Genomic DNA, 18577 nt, shown 5'->3' with positions numbered 1-18577 from the left:
TATCAAATGGAAATCACATAAATAAAAATCGTCATCACCTACCATTAGGGATGGCTTTTCAATATTGACTAAATAATCTTCAATAAAAAAACTTTTCAAGAATATACTTTAAAGTCCAATGCCTTCATAAATAAAAATTATTTTTAATCACTACTTCCACAACTACTGCAACTGCTACACGGTGAAGATGAATCTGAATCAATTTGATGAGATTGATCAGAGTCTGTTGTTGAGGATGACGCTGTATTTGAAATATCTGAAAATGATGAAGTCGCCGATGAGCAAGATGAAATCGTACTACGTCCTTGTGAATGAATGTGTTGAAACAGTGTCGTAATAACTACCATATTAAATGTGATATCTCTCTCCCAAGCAGAAACTTGATCCGCTAAAAATAAACGTGGTATATCTTTTGGTTGCTGCTGATCGAGTCGAAACAATGAACAGCTCACCACCCACGTATTTAAAAGTTGTTGATTTTGGATGTTTTTCTGCATTCGATTGGGTGCTGTTTGATGTGGCTTATGTAACAACTCAAAACCAAGTATGTTCTGACACATTTGCATATAAAATTCAGGAAACTGTTCTAAAAGTAAATGCCACAATGCATCAACTGCATGTGAAGGCATTGCATAAGACTGATTTTTAATAATATGTAATGCCAAATAGTCTTTAAATGATTCTTCCACATAAGGCTGATTGATCACATGGAACTGGGGATATTTTTGACGAAATGCAATCCAAATATTATCTGGCAAGTTAAATTGATCTAACTTTTGTATTTTTTTCATCCGCTTAAATCGCCATATTCCCCAAATTAAAAATGCAATAAACCAATACACCAAAATGAAGCTCAAATACGGGAATAAATAACTGAGCAGGAGGATAGGAATTGCACTCATCATCGCGATTTTTACAAAATTTTGCCAATTTGTTTGATAGCCATAACGAAAAAATTGAGCATTCGAGTTGAACTGATATGAGGCTTTTTGTCTTTGCAAAGGTGAACTCATTTTTTATTTTTAGTGTTTTATTAAGTTAGCCTAAATCTCAAAATGACAGTTAAAAAAATTGTAAATATCTTCTGTACAGTCAATAAACCTGAATTTTTACTCACAAAATGTATGTTTTTTAAATTTTTACTTTGATTTATTCTTAAAAATTCTAAATAATAAAATTAGCATAAAAAATATTTATGGATGGTAGCAATGAACTTAGCAGCTTTCGAAGCATTTGTAAGAGTAATGGAAACTGGCTCCATTTCGATGGCAGCAGATCTTCTATTTATTACTCAACCCGCAGTGACAAAACGCATTCATAGCCTTGAAGATTATTTCGGAGTAAAGCTTTTTGAATCGGCAGGTCGTGGCGTACAAGCGACCCATGCAGCACACTCACTTTTGCCTAAAGTCAAAAATTGGCTCAATGAGCTCGGTGATATTCACCATACCCTAAGCCATGAACAAGGCGAAGTTCGAGGCAAATTAAAAATTGGAACGAGTCATCATATTGGTCTACATCATTTGCCTGCACATTTGAAAAAATATGTACAAAAATTTCCTGAAGTTAAACTTGATGTTCATTTTGTCGATTCAGAACAGGCACATGAACAAGTCCTTGCTGGTGATTTGGAGTTGGCATTTTTAACTTTACCGCCTCAAGGTGACGAGCGTTTAAAATATATTACTATTTGGGAAGATCCACTGATCTTTGTAGTTGCTCCGTTTCATCCCTTAGCACAAAAAAATAATTTAAAACTTGAAGATTTAATTGAATATCCAAGTTTATTGCCTGCAGCACAAACATATACGACACAAATCACCTTGACTGAGTTTGAACGCCAAGGCTTAAAACCAAAAATCACGATGAGCAACAATCCATTAGAGTCGATCAGAATGCTGGTTTCGATTGGTTTAGGATGGTCTGTACTTCCGAAAACATTATTGAATCAAGATTTAAAACAACTCGATATTCCGCTAGAAATGAACCGTCAATTGGGCATGGTATGGCATCCTTCAAGAACTCAATCACGTGCCGTTCAAGAGCTCATTGAAATGATGAAATAATCTGTGACCTCGAGCAGTTCTATTGAATTGCTCGAATCATTTTTTAGCCACCATAAAATATTCCAACTCCAATCAATAGAATAATCAGAACAAATAGCGACCAAGCAAGTACAGGATTTGTACCACCTTGTTCCTGAGCTTCTTCAATCCCCCTCACGGATGTTGTTAATTTTTTATCTACAAAATTTTTATATAATCCATTCCCACTCAATCCCAACGTCACAGCTACAGCAATTGAAATTGCACGATCAGTAGAGTCAGATATTTCTACAAAATCGGCAAAAATGCCGTAAATAATCATGAACGCAATATAGATAAAGCCATACGCATACATTTTTCGATAGAATAACCAGATTGGGCCAATCAAAAAGGCAGCGATATTGAAGCCACCTTTGGGTTTTAATGCTTCTAAATTTTGGAATTTTTCTTGGTAATAACTTTGATATTTCTTACCGATAAAAGCAGCATATAATTCATCTTTTTTTGACTGATGCGTTACGGACTCAGATTCTGAAAATGGTGGCGGGATAACAGGCTTTTCTAAATCCATTCATTATTCCTCTTGTTATTTATTGTCATTAAATAAAAGCAGAACAACATTTAATGTTGTTCTGCTAATTTAAAATTTAATTTTTATTTCACTGAATCTTCATGCAATGCTTCATTCAATTGGTCAACTACAATTGCCCAAGCACCATCAGATTTAATTTTTTCTGCTATAAATTGACGTTGTCCATCCGTCCAAAATTCTGCATCAATAATTAAAGTATGCGCATCTAACTGATGACTTTCAATAAAATTTTGAATGGCTTGTTCGCTTGAATCTAAACCCAATTGTTCAAATAAATTAGTCATACGTGGACGTACTTGGCTCATTGTTATTGCTCTCATCTGTTTATAAATTTATTTATTCAACATATCATTTTTAAACCTAATGTGAAGTACAAAATATTAATTTTTATAAAATTTTACAAAAGTACTCGAAATTTTATTCTTGTTTTCAAATAAAAAAACAGAACGAATGTTCTGTTTTTCACTTCTTTTAATAATGATTTGAATAATATTTCATTGCAACCTGATTAAATAGACCAATCTTGAATATCCCAACCTTGCTCTTTTGCAAGTATTTCAAGACGATCATCAGGATTAACCGCAATGGCATGATCTGCATATTCCAATAGAAAACGGTCATTGATTGAATCTGAATATGCCCATGATTCTGTTACATCACGAGCTTCAAGCCATTGATCTAAACGCGTCAATTTTCCTTTTTGATAACACGGCACATTAATCACTTTCCCAGTGTACTTGCCATCTTTTATTTCAGCATTCGTGGCAATAATCTCAGTGATCCCAAATTCACGGAAAATTGGTGCAGTAATAAAATCTGAAGTTGCAGTAATTCCCACCAACTGATGCCCTGTATCTTTATGCGCTTGAATGGCTTTAAAACCTTCTGGACGCATTTGTGCACGAATGACTTTTTTCATAAACAATTGATGTAATTCTGTTAAATATTCATTGTCATGTTGAGTCAAAAACTCAAAAACAAATTCATTATAAGCAATTGGATCCAGTTGACCTGCTTTGTAATCCTCATAAAACTTGTCATTCATGGCACGATGTCGAACCGCATCCACCAAGCCTTCATTGACCAAGAACTCTCCCCAAGAATGGTCAGAGTCGGTATTAAGTAAGGTGTGGTCTAGATCAAATAACGCCAGTTTCATGAAAATACCTGTTTAATCTGAAAATAAAGAAAAATTTTGTAAATCTATTTCCGCATGACGCAAGAAATTCGTTAAGATCATAGCAATTTTACAACATTATTACTTTGGCTTTGTCGCGTTGGATAAAAATGTGAGTGTCCCCATATACAAAGTCAGAAATATTATTAATTTTTAGGTGCCAAATGATCGATTCAGAAGGTTTCCGACCGAATGTCGGGATCATTTTGGCAAACGATAGTGGACAAGTTTTATGGGCAAAACGCATTGGTCACAATGCATGGCAATTTCCTCAAGGTGGAATCCAATTTGGAGAAACACCTGAGCAAGCGCTGTATAGAGAACTGCGGGAAGAGATTGGTCTCTTACCTGAGCAGGTCCAAATCATAGCCCAGACAGATGATTGGTTACACTATCGTTTGCCCCTTCGATACATTCGGTCTGATTCAGATCCGATTTGTATTGGACAAAAGCAAAAATGGTTTTTATTAAAACTCACAGCTTCAACGAAAAATATTCAGTTGAATTTGTCTGATCCGCCAGAGTTTGATCAATGGCAATGGGTAAGTTATTGGTATCCATTGGGTCAGGTGGTGAATTTTAAACGAGATGTTTATCGTAAAGCCATGATGGAGCTGTGTATGCATCTCCCAAAGCCTGAGTACGAAAACTCATCCAAAATGTGAATGATTTTTCAAAAAAGTGCTGTTATAACTACAGCACGATAATATTTTTATAAAATAATTGACTATTATTAAGGGAGTATACATTCATGTCTAACATGCAACTTGACACGTTAAGGCGTATTGTCCAAGAGATCAATTCGTCTGTCAGTTTGCATGAATCCCTTGAAATTATGGTCAATCAAGTATCTCAAGCCATGCATGTCGATGTATGTTCAATCTATTTACTCGATGAACGCAATCAACGCTATGTACTTATGGCAACCAAAGGTTTAAATCCAGAATCGGTTGGTAATGTTTCTCTTCAACTTGGTGAAGGGCTTGTCGGCTTAGTCGGTCAACGTGAAGAAATTGTCAACTTAGACAATGCATTCAAACATGAACGCTTTGCTTATTTTCCTGAAACGGGCGAAGAGGTCTATAACTCATTCCTTGGCGTACCTGTTATGTACCGTCGCAAAGTGATGGGTGTACTCGTCGTCCAAAACACTGAGCCTCAAGACTTTAGCGAAGCTGCTGAATCATTCCTTGTCACCTTATGCGCACAGCTTTCAGGCGTTATTGCACATGCACATGCTGTGGGTAATATTGATGTTTTCCGTAAGCCAAGCAATTCATCTAACTATAAAACCTTTCAGGGGTCATCGGGTGCGGGTGGTATTGCACTTGGTCGTGCCATCATTCTCTATCCACAAGCAGATTTGTCAGCAGTACCTGATCGTGATGCCGATGACATCAGCGAAGAACTTGCTCTGCTCGATCAGGCGATTGAATCTGTTCGTGTCGAAATTCGTTCGCTCGATGACAAAATGCAAGACTCTCTCATGGCAGAAGAGCGTGCGCTTTTTAGCGTATTCTTGCGTATGCTCGATGAAAATAGCTTACCTGCGGAAATCAAAGAACTCGTCCGTGATGGGAGTTGGGCTCAAGGTGCAGTCAAAGATGTAATTGAACGTCATGTTGCCCTCTTTGCTCAAATGGAAGATGACTATTTACGTGAACGAGTTTCTGACTTAAAAGATCTGGGACGTCGTATCCTTGCTGCATTACAAGAAGGTGATACCAGCCACAAAGAAATCACCTCTGAAAGTATTCTCATTGGTGAAGAAATTAGTACTGCTGCATTGGTTGAACTTCCAGTCGATAAAATAGCAGCAATTGTTACTTCTGAAGGTGCCGCCAACTCACATATGGTGATTGTGGCACGTGCGCTTGGTATTCCAACCGTTGTTGGTGTAACTGAACTTCCGATCAATACGCTTGACGATGTTGAAATGATTGTCGATGCCTATCAAGGGCGAGTATTCATTAATCCACCTCGTCGTTTGCGCACACGCTACAAAGAAATTCAAAAAGAAGAAGAACAAATTGCCAAAGATTTAAAGCAGTACGAAACTAAAGATTCAATCACCCCTGATGGCGTTGAGGTCAAACTTTATGTCAACACAGGCTTGATGATTGATGTGGTACGTGGTGTACAACGTGGTGCAAAAGGCGTTGGGCTATATCGTTCTGAAATTCCATTTATGCTTCGTGATCGCTTTCCGGGTGAAGAAGAACAACGAGCAATTTACCGTCAACAGCTAAGCCACTTTGCCAACAAACCTGTGATTATGCGCACCCTCGATATTGGTGCGGATAAAGACTTACCTTATTTTGAAATTGAAGAAGAAAACTCAGCACTTGGATGGCGTGGTATTCGCTTTACACTTGATCATCCTGAGATTTTTTCTTCACAAATTCGTGCCATGCTCAAAGCCAGTATTGGTCTGAATAATTTACATATTTTACTGCCAATGGTCACGAGCGTCAGTGAAGTTGAAGAAGCACTTTACTTACTTGAACGTGATTGGATGGCAGTTCAAGAAGAAGAACAGGTCAAAATTAATAAGCCTAAAATTGGCATTATGGTTGAAGTACCAAGTGTACTTTTACAAATTGGTGAATTTGCCGAATTGGTTGATTTTTTCTCTGTCGGTTCAAACGATTTAATTCAATATTTGTTGGCAGTTGACCGTAACAACTCTCGTGTTTCGAGTGTTTACTCGCACTTCCATCCTTCGGTATTACGGGCTTTAACTCGCTTAGTCGAAGAGTGTCATAAATATGATAAACCAATTAGTATCTGTGGCGAGATGGCGGGTGATCCCCTGTCTGCGATTTTACTGATGGCGATGGGCTTCAATACCCTATCAATGAGTTCGAGTAATATTCTACGAGTACGTAAAGCGATTTGTCATGTACCGATGACCGATGCCCAAAAACTACTTGAAGAAGTGGTCAAAATGAATAATCCACTGATGGTGAAAAGTTGGATGGAATATTACTTCCGTCATCACGGTCTTGCAGATATGGTAAAATCAAATCGAATGATAAATATTTAATTTTTATATGGAAAATATAATTTAAGCCAAACGATGATTAGAAAATAGCGTGTATAAAAAAGGGAGATAATCTTGCGAATATCTCCCTTTTTTATGTTTTGTATAACCTCGTTTTGTATTTTTCTTTCGATCTACAAACACTTGGCTTTTATTTACATCAAACATATGTTTTGCCACAAAGTTATGAATTACAACTTCGGGCATAGCTTTTTTCTTTGCCATTTTACTCACCATTTTTCAGTTCAAACATCATCAAGACGTTGAACATATAATGGGCTTTTTTGTAGAAAATACAAGTTAATTTCAAATGTAAAATGTCATCTATCAGACAGCTAAATCAATAATTCTTTATACAATAAACTCAATGCTAAAAAGCTCATCATCAATGCAAGACTTTTCAATAAAATTTTTTGCACTTTTATATTTTTGAGTACTTGTTTCAGACGAAATGAACAGAAAATATAAAGTCCACCGACTAATATTAAAGTCAGTATCGTTACAATCGTCAATAATATACTTTTATCCTTAATTGAAACTGAGCTAAAAATAGCAGGGACTAATGCTAAATAGAATGAAATTGTTTTTGGATTACTCAATGTAATCAACAATCCATCTCTATAAGCTGTGATTGCTTGGTCTGTATTGAATGCCAAGGAAACTTCTAGTAAATCCCCTTTAAAGCGCCAAAATTGAGAAGATAAATATAATAAATAAAGACTAGAGAATATCACCAAATAAAAAGCAAAACTTGGACTCAATTGATTTAAATAACCCAATAAAAAAATAGAAACAGTTAAATACAGAATATCGCCTGTGATCAGCCCCGAAAGCATAACCACACCTGCTCGATATCCTTGCGACAGTGTCTTAAACATTAAGCCTGTCATACCAGGACCTGGAAGAATTGCAGCTAAGAATAAGGTCATGAAGTAAATTAGAAATTGATGAATATGTTCCATTTGTTACGATCTATCTAAAAATAATAAGACTATTTTTAGATAAATGAGCAGGTAAAACCGATCTATTTATTCCAAATTTTATTCAAAGAAGGGTATAAATAACCTATAAATTTCAGAAAATCGGAAAGTTTATGACTTTTTCAAAAATTGATAAGACTGATGCAAAAATATTAAAGCTACTACAATATGATTCTCGTATGAGCAATTCAGAACTTTCTGAAAAAATTGGCATGTCAGCATCACCTTGTTGGCGTCGAGTAAAACAACTCGAAAATACTCAAGTGATTAAAGGTTATGGTGTATTACTCGATCGGAAAAAAATTGGCTTGGGGGTGATGGTTTTTATTCGTGTTTCAATTGATAGCCATAGTGAAAAAGAAGCTAAAAAATTTGAAGAGGAAGTGAGCGCCTTAGAGCATGTTGTCGCTTGTTATAGTATTGGTGGAGATGCCGATTTTTTACTTCAAGTCGTATCGCCTGATTTAGATACCTATGCAGAGTTTTCTATGTCTATTATTCGTCGTCTACCGGGGATTAAAGAAATGCAAAGTATGTTTGTCTTAAAAGAATTAAAGCCCTTTTTAGGTTATCCGATCAATCCTTAACTCATACAAATGAGCAATAAAAAAAGCTCAAACCAAAATTTGAGCTTCATTAATCTTTTAAACAGCCAACGCCCGATATAAAATACTTTCAATATCAATGACTTTGGCATCAATCATACCCACCACTTGCCCATGAAATTCGCTATAACGCGTGGCAATAAAGGCATTGGCAACAAAATCTGGGGCATAACGTTTCAGCAAAACTGATTGCGCAAGAATAGTTAAACGACTGACTAAACTCCGTCCCATAAACTGTAAATCATCGGGAGATTGTTGGAAGAGCCTGAATAAATTTTGTAGTTCATTTTGCAAAGTTTGATCTGTACTTGCCGTTTGAGCCAAGTCTTGAAATAGAACTTCAATCGACTCACGATCTCGTGCAATTGCCCGAAGTACATCAAGACACATCACATTACCCGAACCTTCCCAAATGGTATTGACTGGTGCTTCTTTAAAAATCCGAGCCATGATGCCATTATCGACATAACCATTGCCACCAAAGACTTCCATCATTTCCCCTGTCAATTCAACAGCACGTTTGCAAATCCAAAACTTAGATGCAGGCGTCATGATGCGCTTCCATGCAAGCGACAAAGCATCATCACTTTCATAGCAATGTGCTAGGTGGAAACTGAGTTGCATGGCAGCTTCTGTTTCTAAAGCCAAATCGGTCAAAACTGCTTGCATCAAAGGCTGTTCTGCCAAATGTTTACCAAAGGCTTTACGCTGACGAGTATAAGCAAGACATTGCACCAATGCTTGACGCAGTATGGCACTTGAACCGACTGAACAAGTGAGCCGAGTATAATTCGCCATTTCAATAATGGTCGGAATGCCACGCCCTGCCTCACCAATCATGATGCCCCACGCCTCTTTAAATTCAACTTCCGAGCTTGAGTTACTACGATTTCCAACTTTTTCTTTTAAGCGTTGAATGTGAATATTGTTCTTGGTGCCATCTTCCAACCAACGAGGTACAAAGAAACACGCCAAACCATCTTGTTCAGTTTTCGCCACCACCAAATGTGCATCACACATCGGTGCAGAGAAAAACCATTTATGTCCTGTGAGTAAGTAGGCTTTGCCCCGACCTGACTCAGCGACAGGAATCGCCATCGTTTCATTGGCACGAACATCTGAACCGCCCTGCTTTTCAGTCATCCCCATGCCCATCCAAATCGATTTCTTTTCAGCAATAGGAATGTCACGTTCATCATATTCAGTCGATAATAGCTTTTTGCCTATTTTTGCCCACAACTCAGGCTCATTTTGAATCAGTGGAATACTACCTAAAGTCATAGAATTTGGGCATAAATTGCCACATTCAACTTGTCCACTGAGAAAAAATCGTGCTGCCCAATCGACCCATTTTGAGGTGGATTGTGAATGCTTAAATGGATAAGCATGGGTGTCAAATTGTCGATTTAATCCCATCCATTTATGCCATGCAGGATGAAATTCTAGAAAATCTATACGACGTCCTCGTGCATCGAAATTATGTAAAATTGGTGTGTGTTTATTGGCTAAATCTGCATATTGGTAATATTCTGTTGAACCGACAATCTGTGCAAACTCAGTCAGTTTTTTCTGATCTTGACTACCGTAGCGTTGTAATATTTCTTGTAGCACCTGATCTGTAGTAAACAAATTGTAGTTTTGCAGTTCATCAAATTGGTTGCTGATTTGATGGGTCATCCATGCATTCATTTTTTGTATTTCCTATACACTTTTGTCTAGATTAAATTATGTATCTCACCAAAAATTTACCACATTTCACATATATAAAAATATCAATAATTTCAAAGCAAAATTTACATTTAAAAAAACAAAAAACCGCCCGAGGGCGGTTTTTTTAAGATTTAAATCAATTACTTCACATCAAAGCGGTCTGCGTTCATCACTTTTGTCCAAGCAGCAATAAAGTCTTTTACAAACTTTTCTTTATTGTCATCTTGTGCATACACTTCTGCATATGAGCGAAGAATTGAGTTAGAACCAAATACTAAATCCACACGTGTAGCTGTAAATTTAGTTTCACCTGAAGCACGGTCAACAATGTTGTATGAGTTCTTACCTGTTGGTTTCCAATTAAACTTCATGTCTGTTAAGTTCACGAAGAAATCATTGCTGAGTACGCCAACATTGTCAGTCAATACACCATGTTTCGAGTCACCATAATTTGCGCCTAGAACGCGTAAACCGCCAATTAGAACCGTCATTTCAGGTGCTGTTAAACCGAGTAGTTGCGCACGGTCTAACAATAATTCCTCAGGTTGAACCACATAGTCTGCTTTAACAAAGTTACGGAAACCATCTGCTTTCGGTTCGAAATCTTCAAATGAGTAGACATCGGTTTGTTCTTGAGTTGCATCGCCACGACCCGCAATAAACGTGACATTGGCATTTACACCTACCGCTTTCGCTGCTTGCTCAACTGCCGCTGAACCACCTAAAACAATCAAATCTGCAATGCTGACTTTTTTCGCAAGACCTATTTGAATTTCTTCAAGTTTCGTAATCACTTTGGCTAAACGAACAGGTTCGTTACCTTCCCAATCTTTTTGTGGTGCAAGGCGAATACGTGCACCATTTGCACCACCACGGTAGTCCGAACCACGGAAAGTCCGTGCGCTGTCCCATGCTGTTGCAATCAATTCAGCCGAAGTTAAACCGCTATTTAATAGTTTAGCCTTTAATTCAGCCACTTCAGCATCAGACAACGTGTAGTCTACTGTTGGAATTGGGTCTTGCCAGATCAAATCTTCACTCGGTACATCTGCACCCAAATAACGTGATTTTGGCCCCATGTCACGGTGCGTCAATTTAAACCATGCACGTGCAAAAACATCAGCCAATTTATCAGGATTATTGTAGAAATCTTCAGCAATTTTACGGTATTCAGGATCAACTTTCAGTGCCATATCGGCATCTGTCATCATTGGATTACGACGTACATTGGGGTTATGTGCATCAACAGGTTTATCTTCTTCCTTAATGTTGATCGGTTCCCATTGTTTTGCACCCGCAGGACTCAATGTTTTTTCCCATTCATACGTAAATAGTAGGTATAAAAATTCATTGTCCCATTTAGTCGGATGCGTTGTCCAAGCGCCTTCTAAACCACTCACCATGGTATTGCCTGCATTGCCTGTACCTTCAGAGTTATGCCAACCTAAACCTTGGAACTCTACATCTGCACTTTCAACATCTGCACCTAAGTTTTCTGCTTTACCATTACCGTGCGCTTTACCTACCGTATGACCACCAATGGTCAAAGCTACAGTTTCTTCGTCATCCATTCCCATACGGTCGAATGTTACACGCATATCTTGTGCGGTACGTAGTGGATCTTGTACACCATCCACACCTTCAGGATTGACATAAATTAAACCCATTTGCACTGCAGCAAGCGGATTTTCTAATGAGGAACGATCTTTATCATCTTTATAACGATTTTCTGTAGGAGCAAGCCATTGTCGTTCTTCCCCCCAATAAATATCTTTTTCAGGATGCCAAATATCTAAACGACCACCGCCGAAACCAAACGTTTTTAAACCTGCGTCTTCATACGCAACCGTTCCAGCCAAAACAACTAAATCCCCCCAAGAAATTTTATTACCATACTTACGTTTGATTGGCCAAAGTAGTCGACGACCTTTATCGGTATTAACATTATCAGGCCAACTGTTTAGTGGAGCGAAGCGTTGATTACCTGTATTTGCACCACCACGACCATCTTGCTTTCGATAAGAGCCGGCCAAATGCCAAGCAGTACGTACAAACATACCAATATAGCTACCATAATCGGATGGCCACCAATCTTGACTGCTGTTAATAAGTTCACGAAGGTCTTGTTTAATTGCTTCTAAATCGAGTGAATTAAAGGCTTCTGCATAATTGAAATTTGGATCAAGTGGATTCGTTTTTGTATCGTGTTGAGAGAGGATATCGAGATTAAGGGCGTTGGGCCACCAATCTGTATTGTTGGTGCTGGCTACGTTAGTTTGTCCACCTTGTTGATGAAATGGGCAACCCGAAGCTGGCGTATTCTTATCCATATTTATTCTCCATATACAAGTCAAAAAAGATCAAAAAAATGTGTAGGATTACTGCTTTACTTTTATTAACATACCCTCTTTCTCTACAAAGCTACAGCAAAATTAACGAATAAAAACAATCGGATTATTCAATTTAAAATATTAAAAATAAATGACTTTTTATTTTTCATAAAGTTAAGTCACACCTGTATATCAATATATTTAATCCGGCACTTTATTTTAATTTATTGCTTATAGTGATCTACTTTTACGGAAAAACCGATACTCATCTTGAAGTATAAAAATGAGAAAATATGTACTTTTAATAATCAATATTTCCGTATGCTCAAATCTAAATTAAGTTTTTGTCGTAGAGAGAAAGCATGCGATATAATATTGATAGCATCACACAACAACACGATATTATTTTATTTGATGCTATTTGTGTGATTTGTAATGGTTGGGTGAAGTTCCTCATTCAGCATGATCAGCATAAAAAATTCAAATTGGCATCTGTACAATCGCCACTTGGTGAAGCCATTTTAAAACACTACGGTATGTCAACTGAACATTACTCAACCATGATGGATATTTGATGCCTCGTCCATTACGAGATTTTCTATATCTACGTATTACTCTCAATCGTTATCAATTATTTGGTACAACCGATCAATGCTTATTGCCTTCTGCTGAAAATAAACAACACTTTTTAGAGTCGGTGGTGCTTATCAATGGAGAAATCACTACGTAATATTTTATGGACAATTCACATTACTTTGGCTGTGTTATGGGTGTATCAAGGATTGATTCCCAAAGTTTTATACAAAGCACAAGATGAACAATACATTTGGTAGCAACAAGGCTTTGATGAGCTTATATCATTAATATTAATGCAATTTTCAGGCTATATCGAAATTATATTTGGAATGCTTTTTCTCGTTTTTAAACAAAGTAAGATACTGCATTTTTTGAATATACTTAGGATGCTCGGACTCAGCTTATTGATTGCAATCATTGACATGCGTTATTTTCAAAATGCTTTTAACCCCTTTGTAATGAATATGGCGATGGCTTCATTATCCATTATTGCATTCCAATTACTTCAAGCAAAAAACCCTAAACTCTAAAAAACAGAACTATTCACATACTTGCTCTCATTTTGTACGAAAATAAATATTTCCCTTAAATTTATAACGGTTAAATATTATCTTTAAAGCACAGGAATTTACGATCACTTTAAAGATATAAAATTTTCATTCGCCGCCCATTTTTGACTTTTGAATATCCCAACTACACTACCATTTTTCGCCCTTCCCTTAGGCAATAAAATGGATTTGCCATTTTTGAAAAATGAGTCATGGCTTGATGTAAATCATGTTCAGGTTGTTCTCTGCTTTCATCGGTCAACTGAAAAGTCCGATAATGAATCGCCAATGATCGCTTGGCTTGTAAATCTAAATGTGCTTGAAATGCATCTTGAGGATTCATATGCATATATTTCATCAAAGCACGAGGCTCATACGCACCAATGGGTAATAATGCAATGCGAGGTGTACCGAGTCGTTTTTGAATTTCTTTAAAATGTGCCGAATACCCTGTATCACCAGCGAAGAAACAATGCCCATGTGGTGATAACACTGAAAAACCACCCCAAAGTGCGATATTTTGATCACGTAAACCGCGTCCCGAACCATGCTGTGCAGGTGTATACACAATTTTAAGATTTTTAAATAATGCGGTTTGCCACCAATCCATTTCAATCACATGAAACTCTTCAGGCAAATAATTACGGTTACCTAAACCTGTATAAATAGGCATAGAGAACTTGTTATTCAACCAACGAAGCGAAGCCAAATCCATATGGTCATAATGGTTATGACTTAGTAAAACTGCATGAATTTCAGGTAATTGTTCTAAGGCGATTCCCGCAGGAATAACACGTTTTGGACCACGCCCTTGTTTGGGACTCACATATTCTGCCCAAACAGGATCGGTTAAAAAATTATAGCGACCAATTTGCAACAATACCGTGGCATGACTAACAAACCAAATTTGCCAATCATGATCTTCAGCATTTGGGCGATTTTGTGGCAAAGCCCGTTTAGTTGCATAGAAATCTGTCGCTTCTTGTTTAGAGTTAACATTCCACGTTGAAGACTTTCGAGTACCAAGCCATTTCAATAAATTCCAACGATTCAACTCGTCAGGGCGGCGTAATTCATTTAAAAAACGCTCACCATTATGATGATTTGATGCGAGTACTTGAAATTTTGGTCTATACCAACTATGTGACAAACAGTTTTCTGTTTTCAACATATAGGTTAAAGATTTTCCTGTATGCACATCCAATTCTTGCGATTGTTGTACTTCACTCTTTTCCACAATGGATTCCACTTCAATATCTTTCGACATGATTACTTTAAACGCCTTTTCATTTTTCTTTGTCAAATGCCTATTATCTTAAAGATTACCATTTATTACATGTCATCGTATAATCTAACCATCAACTGTCGTTGTTCTAACACTTATTCAATCCTTTCAATTTTCAATTCGGAAGCAAAATTTAAGTGATTGAAATACAACCAAACAATTCATACATAATTTATTGTTTATACTGTACGAATAGATTTTTACAACTAACTTTTAGAACAAGAACATAGCAGACCTTTAACATAAATGCTTCACCTATCCTGCGGTATATACAAATTTGCATCATTCACGCAAACAATTGTAAAACTAACAAAAAATGCCTGATATATAGTTTTTTTGTCAGAATATGACATTTTTTAACGAATGACTTAGCAAGTTATTCGTTCAAATTGATTTCACCCCTACTTTCCTATCATATTAGCCAAATAGAGCATTCTTTTTATTTATTTTTTGTTTATTTTCACAATTGAGTGAACCATTTATGAAACCGGATTTCACACAGATTCTCAGTACAAATTCTGATGATCATCCAAAATTATTAAAAATATGGGAATCCGCTGTCAGAGCAACACATCAATTCCTAAGTGAACAGCATATTTTTCAAATCCGTGATCTGATTATTCAGCACCATTATTTTGATCACGTGCAACTCTATCATATAGAATTCGATGGAAAAATCGTTGGTTTTATGGGTCTAGCATATGAAAAAATTGAAATGCTTTTCGTTGAACCTAAATATTTCAAACAAGGTATTGGTTCAACCTTATTAGACCACGCTTTATCACTTGGTATGACGGAAGTTGATGTAAATGAGCAAAATTATGGCGCTTTAGCTTTTTATCAAACTCGATGTTTCCAACAAATTGCTCGTTCCGAGTTAGATGCTGAAGGTAATCCCTTTCCAATTTTACATTTAAAGCTAAAGTAAAGAACACCCTCCTGATCTATCAAGGCAAAAATCAAATAATTATATTAATGAACATTTTTTATTTTACGATTTAATATTCACTAGAGTATAAATATTTTTAATGAGAGCCTAATGCTTATATTGGGCTCTTTATATTTCAATCCAACCTAATACTCAAATATCACCAATAAAGTGACTCAACTCGCTTCCTTCAAACCTTCTTAATTTAAGAAAAAAGTACACTACAAGGTATCTTTATCATAAATTTAATTGACCTAAGAACAACTTAAAATACAGTAATAACGATTTTTTATTTATCATCCATCGTTTAAATCTATCTTATTTTTTTATTCTGTTTTACAAGTTTAAAAATATAATGCTTACGAAAAAAAGAGGATCCTAAGATCCTCTTCCTTTATATATTTTTTTAGTGATTAAAAGAAAAGCTGATTGTTTTTCAACAACTGATCTAGTGTGATATCAACATCTTTTAATGTTAAGAACTCAGTAGAATTATACTTCGTACCCGCAGCCCCATCACGATCGACAGACAATACCGTATCTTTACCACCTGTCGTATTATCAACCTGTTTAACCGAAATAAAGTTACCAATAGTCGCATTAGTGACACCTTTGTTTTCAGACAGCATTTGCATGATATTAATGGTGTCTTTACCACCTGTCGCATCATCAACACCAAAACCAACCCAAGTATCATGACCATTGTTCATATTCGCAGGATCTGACTCATGAACACTACCAGACAGAATTTTATAAATCACTGTATCTTGACCACCATTTGTTGTATCAAAATGATCATCAAACTCTGTGCTCGTATAGGTGCTATCTACATTTGCTGCTGGTGGTACAACAGTGATATTAAAGTCTTTCGAATAACCTGATGTCACCGCTACTCTATCTGGACCTTCATACGTTACTGCATAACTAATGGTATGTGCACCATCTGCTAAGTTTAGCTTAATATATGAACTATCACCCGCTATAACTGTGATTGGATTTGGATCATCAACACCATCAACTCTCAGATAATAGGTTGCCTTTGAACCGGCTTTAGGTTCAAGTTGCAATATCACCTCATTTGTCTGACTGATACCACCATTATCAACTATGGTATAGCTATTATTAGTGCCCTTCGCATCCACATAATCGAAAGCTTGGTTCAAGATCGGCAATGTGTTTTCAACATGATAAGCTAAATTCGCATTACCCGCATAATCTTGGTAACTACCCGCTGGTATATTCAAGGTATATGAACCTTTAAAGGAAGCAGGAATCTCCGCTGAGACTTTATTCCCATCCATCGTCCATTTCACATCCTCAATTGGCTTACCATTGATGTCCACAATATAAATACTGTCATTCGTCGTCGCACCAGATGTTGTACCATAGAAACGGACCGTATCGAGTTTGACACGCAGATCCACACCTGTAGCTTCACCAACGTTGAAATGCAACGAATTTTGTTCAAATTCAGCTTTGTAGTCACGGAAAGTACTTGCATCAATAATATTATTATCGTATTTCACAATAATAAGATCTTCAAGATTTGAAGGATCATCCGTATTTGCTCGAACATTCCCGACCTTATCAGTTTGTTCAACATAATAAGCGTCTAAAGCACCTTTATCAGCCCCCCCAATCACAACCTTATAATCCGAGTATGTCCAATTACCATTCACATCAACAACGGTTGAACCGATAGCTGAGCCAGTCAAATAGTTAAAGATCGTTAGGACTGCACCAGGTTCACCAGTACCCACAAAAACTGGAGCTAAATCATTCGATGCATATATTGGTTTATTGATACTTCCAAGATCCCAACGTATAACCTCTGACTCATCCTTTGGATCATTACTATGCGGAATCAGAATATTGCCTTCCAAACCACCAGTAACGTTATCTAAGATTTGAGTAATGGCTGGTCGACCAAGGCCATCTGTAGTTTCAGTTGTACTATTCTGATTACCAGCAACATCTTCAGAGATGGCTTTAACAACCTCACCATCTTTCAGATTACCAGGGTTCGTCACAGACCATTTACCATCTTTACCAGCAGTCACTGTCACAGATGTACCATCAGGGAACGTTACAGTTACTTTCGAGTCTGCTTCAGCTTTACCCGTAATTGGTGGATTTGTTTGACCTGGAATATTCAGATTAATCGGATCGATATCAATTAGTGAAATACCATCCACTTTTTCATTCGCATTTGCTGTGTTTCCTGCTTTATCAACAGATATCACAGTAACCACATCACCATCCTTCAAATTGCCAGGGTTCGGTACTGTCCAAGTGCCATCTTTAGCCACTGTTACTGTTGCTGTCATGCCACCTGAGAATGTTACAGTAACAGTTGCATCTACCTCGCCTGTACCAGTAATCGGATCTTTTGGATCATCAATATCTTTCTGAGTAATCGGATCGATATTCACTGTATTTACACCGTCAACTTCTTCTTTCGCTGTACCTTCGTTGCCTGCTGGGTCTTTCGCCGTTGCAGTCACTTCTTGACCATTCGTTAAGTTGCCTGGGTTCGGTACGGTCCAATCACCTTTTGAGTCTGCAACAGTGGTTACTGTCGTGCCATCTGGGAATTTAACTGTAACGTCTGCACCTGGCTCAGTTGCACCCGTGATCGGATCTTTTGGATTGATCGGGGTGATGTCGATTGTCGGCGCAATACCATCTACTGGTTCTTTCGCTGTACCTTCGTTGCCTGCTGGGTCTTTCGCCGTTGCAGTCACTTCTTGACCATTCG

At 37.1% G+C, this 18577-nt stretch carries 16 protein-coding genes and 2 pseudogenes; 8 read left to right on the top strand and 10 right to left on the bottom strand.

The genetic code is table 11. The features are described from left to right. Positions 1-143 precede the first annotated feature (143 nt). A complete protein-coding gene (locus tag FW754_RS14650) occupies positions 144-1001 on the bottom strand; it encodes a hypothetical protein (RefSeq protein WP_446325053.1) in 858 nt (285 codons plus the stop codon). A gap of 207 nt (positions 1002-1208) precedes the next feature. On the opposite strand from FW754_RS14650, the gene FW754_RS14645 reads away from it, so the two are divergent. Then, the gene (locus tag FW754_RS14645; RefSeq protein WP_409512353.1) at positions 1209-2066 is read left to right on the top strand and encodes a LysR family transcriptional regulator; all 858 of its coding nucleotides are present in this window, start codon (positions 1209-1211) and stop codon (positions 2064-2066) included. Between the two features lie 43 nt (positions 2067-2109). Here the strand turns inward: FW754_RS14645 and FW754_RS14640 are convergent, their stop codons facing one another. The 3 genes from FW754_RS14640 to FW754_RS14630 form a co-directional block, all read right to left on the bottom strand. Beyond that, a complete protein-coding gene (locus FW754_RS14640; RefSeq protein WP_446325052.1) occupies positions 2110-2616 on the bottom strand; it encodes a DUF2628 domain-containing protein in 507 nt (168 codons plus the stop codon). Positions 2617-2699: 83 nt separating this feature from the next. Next, positions 2700-2942: a DUF2789 family protein gene (locus FW754_RS14635; protein ID WP_446325051.1), complete on the bottom strand. Its 243-nt coding sequence runs from the start codon at positions 2940-2942 to the stop codon at positions 2700-2702. 203 nt (positions 2943-3145) lie between these two features. Then, entirely contained in the window at positions 3146-3796 is a 651-nt protein-coding gene (locus tag FW754_RS14630; protein WP_446325050.1) for an HAD family hydrolase, read from the bottom strand. 182 nt (positions 3797-3978) lie between these two features. Here FW754_RS14630 and FW754_RS14625 point away from each other — a divergent pair, with 182 nt between their 5' ends. Together FW754_RS14625 and ptsP are read left to right on the top strand one after the other, a co-directional pair. Continuing rightward, positions 3979-4479 carry an RNA pyrophosphohydrolase gene (locus FW754_RS14625; protein ID WP_446325049.1) on the top strand — a complete coding sequence of 167 codons (501 nt, stop codon included), beginning with the start codon at positions 3979-3981 and terminating at the stop codon, positions 4477-4479. An 86-nt stretch (positions 4480-4565) separates the two neighbouring features. Continuing rightward, positions 4566-6860, top strand: a complete 2295-nt coding sequence (gene ptsP, locus FW754_RS14620) for a phosphoenolpyruvate--protein phosphotransferase (protein ID WP_409512358.1) — start codon at positions 4566-4568, stop codon at positions 6858-6860. 21 nt (positions 6861-6881) lie between these two features. Here the strand turns inward: ptsP and FW754_RS14615 are convergent, their stop codons facing one another. Both FW754_RS14615 and FW754_RS14610 read right to left on the bottom strand, forming a co-directional pair. Continuing rightward, positions 6882-7082 carry a DUF7230 family protein gene (locus FW754_RS14615; RefSeq protein ID WP_419348674.1) on the bottom strand — a complete coding sequence of 67 codons (201 nt, stop codon included), beginning with the start codon at positions 7080-7082 and terminating at the stop codon, positions 6882-6884. Between the two features lie 110 nt (positions 7083-7192). Further along, a complete protein-coding gene (locus FW754_RS14610; RefSeq protein ID WP_446325048.1) occupies positions 7193-7819 on the bottom strand; it encodes a LysE family translocator in 627 nt (208 codons plus the stop codon). Between the two features lie 131 nt (positions 7820-7950). On the opposite strand from FW754_RS14610, the gene FW754_RS14605 reads away from it, so the two are divergent. Next, positions 7951-8424: an Lrp/AsnC family transcriptional regulator gene (locus FW754_RS14605; protein WP_446325047.1), complete on the top strand. Its 474-nt coding sequence runs from the start codon at positions 7951-7953 to the stop codon at positions 8422-8424. Positions 8425-8481: 57 nt separating this feature from the next. Here the strand turns inward: FW754_RS14605 and FW754_RS14600 are convergent, their stop codons facing one another. Further along, positions 8482-10131 carry an acyl-CoA dehydrogenase family protein gene (locus FW754_RS14600; RefSeq protein WP_446325046.1) on the bottom strand — a complete coding sequence of 550 codons (1650 nt, stop codon included), beginning with the start codon at positions 10129-10131 and terminating at the stop codon, positions 8482-8484. A 161-nt stretch (positions 10132-10292) separates the two neighbouring features. Next, entirely contained in the window at positions 10293-12482 is a 2190-nt protein-coding gene (gene katG / locus FW754_RS14595) for a catalase/peroxidase HPI (RefSeq protein WP_446325045.1), read from the bottom strand. Between the two features lie 362 nt (positions 12483-12844). On the opposite strand from katG, the pseudogene FW754_RS14590 reads away from it, so the two are divergent. The 3 genes and pseudogenes from FW754_RS14590 to FW754_RS14580 all read left to right on the top strand — a co-directional run. Next, positions 12845-13212, top strand: a pseudogene (locus FW754_RS14590) (thiol-disulfide oxidoreductase DCC family protein). Then, complete coding sequence (locus FW754_RS14585) at positions 13193-13315, top strand: hypothetical protein (protein ID WP_409512364.1); 123 nt, start codon at positions 13193-13195, stop codon at positions 13313-13315. The pseudogene FW754_RS14590 and the gene FW754_RS14585 overlap by 20 nt, the downstream one beginning before the upstream one ends. An 18-nt stretch (positions 13316-13333) precedes the next feature. Beyond that, positions 13334-13588, top strand: a pseudogene (locus FW754_RS14580) (DoxX-like family protein); the annotation flags it as partial. A 163-nt stretch (positions 13589-13751) separates the two neighbouring features. Here FW754_RS14580 and FW754_RS14575 read toward each other — a convergent pair. Next, positions 13752-14777 carry an MBL fold metallo-hydrolase gene (locus FW754_RS14575; RefSeq protein WP_446325070.1) on the bottom strand — a complete coding sequence of 342 codons (1026 nt, stop codon included), beginning with the start codon at positions 14775-14777 and terminating at the stop codon, positions 13752-13754. A gap of 595 nt (positions 14778-15372) precedes the next feature. Here FW754_RS14575 and FW754_RS14570 point away from each other — a divergent pair. Next, entirely contained in the window at positions 15373-15819 is a 447-nt protein-coding gene (locus FW754_RS14570; RefSeq protein ID WP_409512365.1) for a GNAT family N-acetyltransferase, read from the top strand. A gap of 413 nt (positions 15820-16232) precedes the next feature. On the opposite strand, the gene FW754_RS14565 is transcribed toward FW754_RS14570, so the two are convergent. After that, the coding region (locus tag FW754_RS14565) for an Ig-like domain-containing protein (protein ID WP_446325044.1) at positions 16233-18577 on the bottom strand (2345 nt) is incomplete at its 5' end.

The organism is Acinetobacter sp. 1207_04, from assembly GCF_052850415.1.
The sequence above is the reverse complement of the archived record's forward strand: the minus strand, read 5'-3'. Positions and strand labels throughout refer to the sequence as shown.

Coding starts and splice junctions, on each gene's coding strand:
- FW754_RS14645 (WP_409512353.1), top strand. CDS start 1,209: ATGAACTTAGCAGCTTTCGAAGCATTTGTAAGAGTAATGGAAACTGGC.
- FW754_RS14640 (WP_446325052.1), bottom strand. CDS start 2,616: ATGGATTTAGAAAAGCCTGTTATCCCGCCACCATTTTCAGAATCTGAG.
- FW754_RS14635 (WP_446325051.1), bottom strand. CDS start 2,942: ATGAGCCAAGTACGTCCACGTATGACTAATTTATTTGAACAATTGGGT.
- FW754_RS14630 (WP_446325050.1), bottom strand. CDS start 3,796: ATGAAACTGGCGTTATTTGATCTAGACCACACCTTACTTAATACCGAC.
- FW754_RS14625 (WP_446325049.1), top strand. CDS start 3,979: ATGATCGATTCAGAAGGTTTCCGACCGAATGTCGGGATCATTTTGGCA.
- ptsP (WP_409512358.1), top strand. CDS start 4,566: ATGTCTAACATGCAACTTGACACGTTAAGGCGTATTGTCCAAGAGATC.
- FW754_RS14615 (WP_419348674.1), bottom strand. CDS start 7,082: ATGGCAAAGAAAAAAGCTATGCCCGAAGTTGTAATTCATAACTTTGTG.
- FW754_RS14610 (WP_446325048.1), bottom strand. CDS start 7,819: ATGGAACATATTCATCAATTTCTAATTTACTTCATGACCTTATTCTTA.
- FW754_RS14605 (WP_446325047.1), top strand. CDS start 7,951: ATGACTTTTTCAAAAATTGATAAGACTGATGCAAAAATATTAAAGCTA.
- FW754_RS14600 (WP_446325046.1), bottom strand. CDS start 10,131: ATGAATGCATGGATGACCCATCAAATCAGCAACCAATTTGATGAACTG.
- katG (WP_446325045.1), bottom strand. CDS start 12,482: ATGGATAAGAATACGCCAGCTTCGGGTTGCCCATTTCATCAACAAGGT.
- FW754_RS14585 (WP_409512364.1), top strand. CDS start 13,193: ATGGAGAAATCACTACGTAATATTTTATGGACAATTCACATTACTTTG.
- FW754_RS14575 (WP_446325070.1), bottom strand. CDS start 14,777: ATGTTGAAAACAGAAAACTGTTTGTCACATAGTTGGTATAGACCAAAA.
- FW754_RS14570 (WP_409512365.1), top strand. CDS start 15,373: ATGAAACCGGATTTCACACAGATTCTCAGTACAAATTCTGATGATCAT.